The organism is Caballeronia sp. LZ033 (assembly GCF_031451265.1).
Taxonomy (GTDB): Bacteria; Pseudomonadota; Gammaproteobacteria; order Burkholderiales; family Burkholderiaceae; genus Caballeronia.
The window spans coordinates 883373-891605 of sequence record NZ_JARUXQ010000004.1 but is presented as its reverse complement, the minus strand read 5'-3'; the positions used below and the strand labels follow the sequence as shown (position 1 = coordinate 891605).

Annotated in this window: 5 protein-coding genes; 4 read left to right on the top strand and 1 reads right to left on the bottom strand. The window is 64.3% G+C overall.

What is annotated here, in order from left to right; translation table 11 throughout:
• Positions 1-96 precede the first annotated feature (96 nt).
• Positions 97-1107 carry a LysR family transcriptional regulator gene (locus QCE62_RS31310; RefSeq protein WP_409017948.1) on the bottom strand — a complete coding sequence of 337 codons (1011 nt, stop codon included), beginning with the start codon at positions 1105-1107 and terminating at the stop codon, positions 97-99.
• A 217-nt stretch (positions 1108-1324) separates the two neighbouring features.
• Between QCE62_RS31310 and QCE62_RS31305 the strand changes: the two genes are divergently transcribed.
• The 4 genes from QCE62_RS31305 to QCE62_RS31290 all read left to right on the top strand — a co-directional run bounded on the left by QCE62_RS31305 (position 1325) and on the right by QCE62_RS31290 (position 8195).
• Entirely contained in the window at positions 1325-2143 is an 819-nt protein-coding gene (locus QCE62_RS31305; protein WP_309926576.1) for an alpha/beta hydrolase, read from the top strand.
• Positions 2144-2246: 103 nt separating this feature from the next.
• Positions 2247-3443, top strand: coding sequence for an efflux RND transporter periplasmic adaptor subunit (locus QCE62_RS31300; RefSeq protein ID WP_309926574.1), 1197 nt, complete (start codon positions 2247-2249; stop codon positions 3441-3443).
• Between the two features lie 31 nt (positions 3444-3474).
• Positions 3475-6675 (top strand): efflux RND transporter permease subunit, encoded by a 3201-nt coding sequence (locus QCE62_RS31295; RefSeq protein WP_309926572.1) that lies wholly within the window; start codon positions 3475-3477, stop codon positions 6673-6675.
• The gene (locus QCE62_RS31290) at positions 6672-8195 is read left to right on the top strand and encodes an efflux transporter outer membrane subunit (protein ID WP_409017947.1); all 1524 of its coding nucleotides are present in this window, start codon (positions 6672-6674) and stop codon (positions 8193-8195) included. The genes QCE62_RS31295 and QCE62_RS31290 overlap by 4 nt, the downstream gene beginning before the upstream one ends.
• Positions 8196-8233 lie beyond the last annotated feature (38 nt).

Sequence of the window (8233 nt, the reverse complement as noted above, 5' to 3'; positions counted from 1 at the left end):
ACACCGGCGATGGGGGTGGGGGGGGGGGTTGGGGGGGTGGTGGCGCGGGCCGCATAGGTCCGCGATGGCCCCCGCGCCGGTCAGCAAATTGATTAGCTATGCAACCACATCTTCAGTACCCGCGACTTCCGGCGTGCCATGACGCACGACCTTCGGCGATGCGGTGCTCGTCGGCAGGCAGCGGTCTTCCGCATCCTTCTGGCCTTGCAGGAGCGGGCAGCGTTCGAACAACTCGGCCGCCCAGTCGACGAACACGCGCACCTTCGGCGACAGATGCCGGTTATGCGGATACACGGCTGAAATCGGCATGGGCAGCGGATTCCATTGCGGCAGCACTTCGATGAGTTCACCTGCGCGCAGATGCGGCAGCGCCATGAAGCGCGGCACCTGGATGATGCCGACGCCCTTCAGGCCGCAGCTGAGATACGCCTCGGCATCGTTCACCGCGATCATGCCGCGCATCTTCACTTCGACGGTCTTATCGTCGACGACGAAGTCCATGTCCATCACGCGGCCCGTGCGACTCGAAAAATAATTGACGGCGGTGTGGTCCTGCAGATCGTCGATGGTCTCAGGAATGCCGTGCCGTTCGAGATACTGCGGCGCGGCCACGGTCACGCCCTGGAACACGCCAATACGCCGCGCCACCAGACTCGAATCCTGCAGCGTACCCACGCGGATCACGCAATCGACGCCTTCCTGAATCAGATCGACCGGCTTGTCGCCGAAACCCATCATCAGCTCGATGTCCGGGTAGCGCGTGTGGAAAGCGCATAGCTGCGGCATCACGATGAGACGTCCTATCGCGCCCGGCATGTCCACGCGCAGCTTGCCATGCGGACCCTTGCCGTTGTTCGAGAAAGAACCTTCGGCTTCCTCGATGTCCGCGAGAATGCGCACGCAGCGCTCGTAGTACGCCGCGCCGTCGGGCGTGAGATTGAGCCTGCGCGTGGTGCGCTGGAGCAGGCGCACGTTGAGATGCGCTTCGAGGTTCTGGATGATCGTCGTGACCGAGGCGCGCGGCAGATTGAGCGTGTCCGCGGCGCGGGAAAAGCTGTTGGTGTCGACGACTCGAGTGAAGACCTGCATTGCTTGAAGCCGATCCATGTTCTCTCACCTTGAATGCTTGCGCCGCCGGGAATTAAGCGGACGCCAAAGAAAGACCGGTCGAATAATCGCGAGGGATAACCACGATTGTTCGGGGCGACCGAATTGTGTTGCCGGATTATAGGCATTTATCCAGAAAGGCGCGGCCCCCAGAATTCGCAGCATCGCAACTTATGCGCGCAGGCCTTGCAGCACGGGCCCCGCACCACGAATAACCATGGCAACACTGTTGGAACTGGAGTCGAGCCCCCGGCTGTGCATCGAGGATGTGCGCATCACGGGTCACACGCAGCCCATCACGGTGCGCAGCTATCGTCCTGCATCGGATGGGAAGGTCGTGCCCATCGTGCTCTATTTTCACGGCGGCGGTTTTATCGGCGGAACGCTCGAAGACGCGGACATCGCCGCCGCGACCATTGCGCGCGATACACCCGCATGGGTCGTGTCGGTCGGCTATTCGCTCGCACCCGCGTTCCCGTTTCCGGCCGCGCCCGAAGACGGCTATCGCGCGGCGCAATGGGCCGTGGCGCATGCACGCGGACAGCGTGCGGATCCGTTGCGCATCGGCATCGCGGGTCATGACGCGGGCGGCAATCTTGCCACGTGCGTGGCTGCCATCGCGCGTGATCGCGGCGATATCCGCATGTCCGCGCAGGCCCTGCTGGCGCCGCTGCTCGATCCGAGCCTGACGCGCATGGCCGACGAACGGAAGGTGCTGTGCCCCGATTTCGAAGCTTGCGATTGCGCGCAGTGGTATCGCGCCTATCTGCCGAACCCGTCGCAACGCCTGCATCCGTACGCGGCGCCGCTCGAATCGCGGCGCCTGGGCGGACTGCCGCCCGCGATGATCGCGAGCGCCGAGCACGATCTGCTGCATATCGAGGCGGAAAAATACGCCGGCGAACTGATCGCCGCAGGCGTGCCGACTGAAGTCACGCGTCATGGCAAGACCTCGCACCACGCATTGGCCGCGCACCCGGATGCGCTTGCCGATGTCGTCGCGTTCTTCAGAAAGCGGCTGGCGCGCACCAAATAAGCGCGGGAAGCCGGTTCGCAACGTTCGCAACATCAACGCAAGAATCGGCACGCCAGCGCAGCACCACACAACAACAATCTCAACGCAACCGGAGCCTCTCACCATGTTCTTCACTCGCAAACGCATCTACGCCACGCTGGGCGCGGCAGTCATCATTGCCGGCGCGGGCGGCTATACCGCTCTGCACGGCCACGGCGACGCGGCCATGAACGAAGCCAAGGCCGCCGCGCATAGCCCGACGGCCACCGAAGTGGACGTCGCCACCGTGATCGCCCGGACCATCACTGACTGGCAGAGCTATTCGGGCCGGCTGGAAGCGGTGGATCACGTCGATATCCGTCCGCTCGTGCCGGGCACCATCGTCGCCGTGCATTTCAAGGACGGTCAGCTCGTGAAGAAGGGTGATGCACTGTTCACCATCGATCCGCGCCCGTACGAAGCCGAAGTGGACCGCGCGCAGGCGCAGCTCGCGGCGGCCCAGGCGCGCAACGGCTACACGTCGACCGACGCCGCGCGCGCCGAACGGCTGCTCGCCGACAACGCCATCGCCAAGCGTGATTACGACGAGAAGCAGAACGCCGCCCGCGAGGCCGTCGCCAACCTGAAGGCCGCGCAGGCTGCGCTCGAAACCGCGAAGATCAATCTCGCCTATACGCACATCACGGCGCCGGTGTCGGGCCGTGTGTCGCGCGCGGAACTGACGGTGGGCAACATCGTGTCGACGGGTGCGAACGCGCCGCTGTTGACCACGCTGGTGTCGGTCTCGCCGATCTACGCTTCCTTCGACGTCGACGAGCAAACCTATCTGCGCTATCTCGGCCGCGATGCGGGTTCGAAGGTGCCGGTGTCGCTGGGTCTCGCGAACGAGGATGGCTATTCGCGTGATGGCGTCGTCGATTCGGTCGACAACCGCCTCGATACCACCTCCGGCACGATCCGCGTGCGCGCGCGCTTCAACAACCCGGACGGCTCGCTGGTGCCGGGGCTCTATGCGCGCGTCAAGGTGGGCGGCGGCACGCCGCATCCGGCGGTGCTCGTCGAGGACGAGGCTATCGGCACGGACCAGGACAAGAAGTACGTGATGGTCGTCGACAAGGACAACCGCGTGCAGTACCGCGAAGTCACGCTCGGTCAGACGCATGAAGGCTTGCGCGTCATCAGCAAGGGCTTGCAGCCGGGCGAGCGCATCGTCGTGAACGGCTTGCAGCGCGTGCGTCCGAACGATGTGATCAAGGCCAACAACGTCGCGATGAACAACGACAGCGATGCTCCGGTCGTGAAGACGGCATCCGCGCAGTAATGCGCGTCATCCGCAACAGACAGAACTCGTCATGAATATTTCCAAATTTTTCATCGACCGCCCGATCTTTGCGGGCGTGCTCTCGGTGATCGTGTTGCTGGCGGGCGTGATCGCCATGTTCAAGCTGCCGATCTCCGAGTATCCGGAAGTCGTGCCGCCTTCGGTCGTCGTGCATGCGCAGTATCCCGGCGCGAACCCGAAGGTGATCGCCGAGACCGTGGCTTCGCCGCTGGAAGAGCAGATCAACGGCGTCGAGGACATGCTGTACATGCAGTCGCAGGCGAACAGCGACGGCAACCTCACGACCACGGTCACGTTCAAGCTCGGCACCGATCCCGACAAGAACACGCAGCTGGTGCAGAACCGCGTGAACCAGGCGCTGCCGCGTCTGCCGCAGGACGTGCAGCGGCTCGGCGTGACGACCATCAAGTCCTCGCCGACGCTCACGATGGTGGTCCATCTGAACTCGCCCAACGGCCGTTACGACATGACGTATCTGCGCAACTACGCGCTGATCAACGTGAAGGACCGGCTGGAGCGCATCGCGGGCGTGGGTGAAGTGCAGCTGTGGGGCTCGGGCGATTACTCGATGCGCGTGTGGCTCGATCCGCAGAAGGTCGCGCAGCGCGGTCTCACGGCCACTGACGTCGCGAACGCGATTCGCGAGCAGAACGTGCAGGTCGCGGCCGGCGTGATCGGCGGCTCGCCCACGCTGCCGAACGTGCCGCTGCAACTGAACGTGAATGCGCGCGGCCGCTTGCAGAACGAAGCCGAGTTCCGCGATATCGTGCTGAAGACTTCGCCGGACGGCGCCGTCACGCATCTCGGCGATGTCGCGCGTGTCGAGTTGGCAGCATCGGAATACGGTCTGCGCTCGTTGCTCGACAACAAGTCGGCGGTGGCCATCGCGATCAACCAGCAACCGGGCGCGAACTCGCTGCAGATCTCCGACGAAGTCCGCAAGACCATGAAGGAACTCCAGGCCGACATGCCCGCAGGCCTCGAATACCAGATCGTCTATGACCCGACGCAGTTCGTGCGTTCCAGCATCGAAGCGGTGATCCATACGCTCGCTGAAGCCATCGCGCTGGTCGTGCTCGTGGTGATCGTGTTCCTGCAAACCTGGCGCGCATCGATCATTCCGCTGCTCGCGGTGCCGGTGTCGATCGTCGGGACCTTCTCGCTGCTGCTTGCGTTTGGCTTCTCGATCAACGCGTTGTCGCTGTTCGGGATGGTGCTGGCAATCGGTATCGTCGTCGACGATGCGATCGTGGTGGTCGAAAACGTCGAGCGGAACATCGAGGCGGGTCTGTCAGCACGAGAGGCCACCTATCAGGCGATGCGCGAGGTCAGCGGACCCATCATCGCGATTGCGCTGACGCTGGTGGCCGTGTTCGTGCCGCTCGCATTCATGTCCGGTCTCACGGGGCAGTTCTACAAGCAGTTCGCGATGACCATCGCCATCTCGACGGTGATCTCCGCGTTCAATTCGCTGACGCTCTCGCCTGCGCTCGCCGCGCTGCTGCTGAAGGGCCACGATGAACCGAAGGACTGGCTCACGCGCGCCATGGATCGCGTGTTCGGCGGCTTCTTCCGGGGCTTCAACAAGGTCTTCCATCGCGGTTCGGAAGCGTATGGCAAGGGTGTGAAGGGTGTGATCGGCCGCAAGTCGATCATGATGGTGGTGTATGCCGTGCTGCTCGCGGGCGCGGTGCTGATGGGCAAGGTCGTGCCGGGCGGTTTCGTGCCCGCGCAGGACAAGGAGTACCTCATCAGCTTCGCGCAACTGCCGAACGGCGCTTCGCTCGACCGCACTGAAGGCGTGATCCGCCAGATGTCGGCTATCGCGCTGAAGCAGCCGGGCGTGGAAAGCGCGGTGGAGTTCCCGGGTCTGTCGGTGAACGGCTTCACCAATTCGTCCAGCGCGGGCATCGTGTTCGTCACGCTGAAGCCTTTCAAGGACCGCGTGCATGACAAGGCGCTGTCGGCCAATGCCATCGCGGGTGCGCTGAACCAGAAGTACGCCGGCATCAAGGATTCGTTCATCGCCGTGTTCCCGCCGCCGCCGGTGCTGGGGCTGGGCACGCTGGGCGGCTTCAAGATGCAGCTGGAGGATCGCGGCGCGCTCGGCTATGCAGCGCTCGCCGATGCCACCCAGGCATTCATCAAGCGCGCTTCGCAGACGCCCGAACTCGGACCGACGTTCTCGAGCTATCAGATCAACGTGCCGCAACTGAATGTCGATCTGGACCGCGTGAAGGCGAAGCAGCTCGGCGTCTCGGTGACGGATGTGTTCGACACGATGCAGGTCTATCTCGGCTCGCTGTACGTGAACGACTTCAACCGCTTCGGCCGCGTGTATCAGGTGCGCGTGCAGGCGGATGCACCGTTCCGTGCGCATCCGGAAGATATCGGCTTGCTCAAGACGCGCAATGCGAATGGCGACATGGTGCCCTTGTCGTCGCTGGTGAAGGTGTCGCCGACCTACGGGCCGGAAATGGTCGTGCGCTACAACGGCTACACGGCGGCGGACATCAACGGCGGCCCGGCTCCGGGTTATTCGTCGGGACAGGCGCAGGCGGCGGCGGAACGCATTGCGGCGGAAGTGCTGCCGCGCGGGATCAAGTTCGAATGGACCGATCTCACGTATCAGCAGATCCTCGCGGGCAACGCAGCGCTGTGGGTGTTCCCGATCAGCGTGCTGCTGGTGTTCCTGGTGCTGGCCGCGCTGTATGAAAGCCTGACGCTGCCGCTCGCGGTGATCCTGATCGTGCCGATGAGCATTCTGTCCGCGCTGCTCGGCGTATGGCTCACGGATGGCGACAACAACATCTTCACGCAGATCGGCTTGATGGTGCTGGTGGGGCTGTCGGCGAAGAACGCGATCCTGATCGTGGAGTTCGCACGCGAACTGGAGATGCAGGGACGCTCCATCGTGCAGGCCGCGATCGAAGCGAGCCGGCTGCGTCTGCGCCCGATCCTGATGACGTCCATTGCGTTCATCATGGGTGTGGTGCCGCTCGTGCTGTCGTCGGGCGCGGGTTCTGAGATGCGTCACGCAATGGGTGTCGCGGTGTTCTTCGGCATGCTCGGCGTCACGTTGTTCGGTCTGATGCTGACGCCCGTGTTCTACGTGATCCTGCGCAAGCTGTCGCGCACCGAACACGTGACGGACAAGCATGGCTCGCATCCGCAGATGCGCGGTATCGGTGCTTCGCCTGAAGCGCAATGAGGTCGATGATGAACAAGTTGCATATGAAACGATGGTTGGGTGTGCCGGGCCTGATGGCGGCGCTGCTGGTGGTTGCGGGCTGCTCGCTCGCGCCCACTTACGAAAAGCCGGATGTCGGCGCGCCGTCCGCCTACAAGGAAACGCCGCAAAAGACGCTGGACGCATCGGAGGCGGGCACCTGGAAGACCGCGCAGCCCTCGGAAGAGATGCTGCGTGGCGAATGGTGGACGATCTTCGGCGACGCTTCGCTCAACGATCTGGAAAAGCAGGCGCAGGACGCGAACCAGAACCTGAAGGCGGCGGCCGCGCGCGTGAAGGAAGCGCGCGCGATCAACCAGACGGCGCGCGCGGGGCTGTTCCCGACGCTCGACGCGGGCTTCGGCCCGACGCGCGAGAAGTTCTCGCCGGCATCGCAGTTCCTGCCGGCGAATGCCAATGTGCCCGCGCAGACCTTGTGGCGTGCGCAGGCGAGCGCGTCGTATGAAGTGGATCTGTTCGGCCGCGTGTCGAACTCGGTGCAGGCGGCCAACGCGGACACCGCGCAGAGCGAGGCGCTGTTCCGCTCGGTCCAGCTGGCGCTGCAAGCGGACGTCGCGCAGAACTACTTCAACCTGCGCGAGCTGGACGCTGAAACCGACGTCTTCACGCGCACCGTGCAGTTGCGCGAACAGGCGCTGAAGCTGGTGCAACGACGCTTCACCGAAGGCGACATCAGCGAGCTGGACGTTGCTCGCGCGAAGTCGGAGCTGGCGACTGCCCGGTCCGACGCGATGACCGTGCAGCGTCTGCGCGCGGCCTCCGAGCACAGCCTTGCGGTGCTGCTCGGCAAGACGCCCGCGGAGTTCTCGATGGCCGCGAATCCGCTCAAGCCGGTCACGATTCGTGTCCCGCCAGGGCTGCCTTCGGCGCTGCTCGAACGCCGTCCCGACATCGCCGCAGCGGAACGCGCGATGGCCGCAGCCAATGCGCGCATCGGCGTGGCGAAGGCGGCTTTCTTCCCGTCGCTGACGCTGACGGGCTCGGGCGGCTTCGAGTCGGCGACGCTCGGCGATCTCTTCAACTGGTCGAGCCGCACGTTCCTGCTCGGGCCGTTCGCGGGCACGGCGCTGAACCTGCCGATCTTCGATGGCGGCCGCCGCAAGGGCAATCTCGCGAATGCGCGGGCAGTGTATGAAGAGGATGTCGCGAGCTATCGGCAGCAGGTGCTCGTGGCCTTCCGCGAAGTGGAGGACAACCTGTCCGATCTGCGCATTCTCGAAGACCAGACCGCGACGCAGGACGATGCGGTAAAGTACTCGGTACGCGCCGCGCAGCTGTCGCGCACCCAGTACACGGAAGGCGCGGTGAACTATCTCGATGTCATCGACGCCGAACGCACGGTGCTGCAAACGCAGCGGTCATCGGTGCAGTTGCAGGGCTTGCAGGCGGTATCGACGGTGAATCTGATACGCGCACTGGGCGGCGGCTGGGGCGATGCGAAGCCCACGCCGGTGCCTGACGCGAGTCTCGCGCAGAAGTAACGCAGAAGTAACGTGAACATGGCCCTGCCTCGCGCAGG

Coding starts and splice junctions, on each gene's coding strand:
- QCE62_RS31290 (WP_409017947.1), top strand. CDS start 6,672: ATGAGGTCGATGATGAACAAGTTGCATATGAAACGATGGTTGGGTGTG.
- QCE62_RS31310 (WP_409017948.1), bottom strand. CDS start 1,107: ATGGATCGGCTTCAAGCAATGCAGGTCTTCACTCGAGTCGTCGACACC.
- QCE62_RS31295 (WP_309926572.1), top strand. CDS start 3,475: ATGAATATTTCCAAATTTTTCATCGACCGCCCGATCTTTGCGGGCGTG.
- QCE62_RS31300 (WP_309926574.1), top strand. CDS start 2,247: ATGTTCTTCACTCGCAAACGCATCTACGCCACGCTGGGCGCGGCAGTC.
- QCE62_RS31305 (WP_309926576.1), top strand. CDS start 1,325: ATGGCAACACTGTTGGAACTGGAGTCGAGCCCCCGGCTGTGCATCGAG.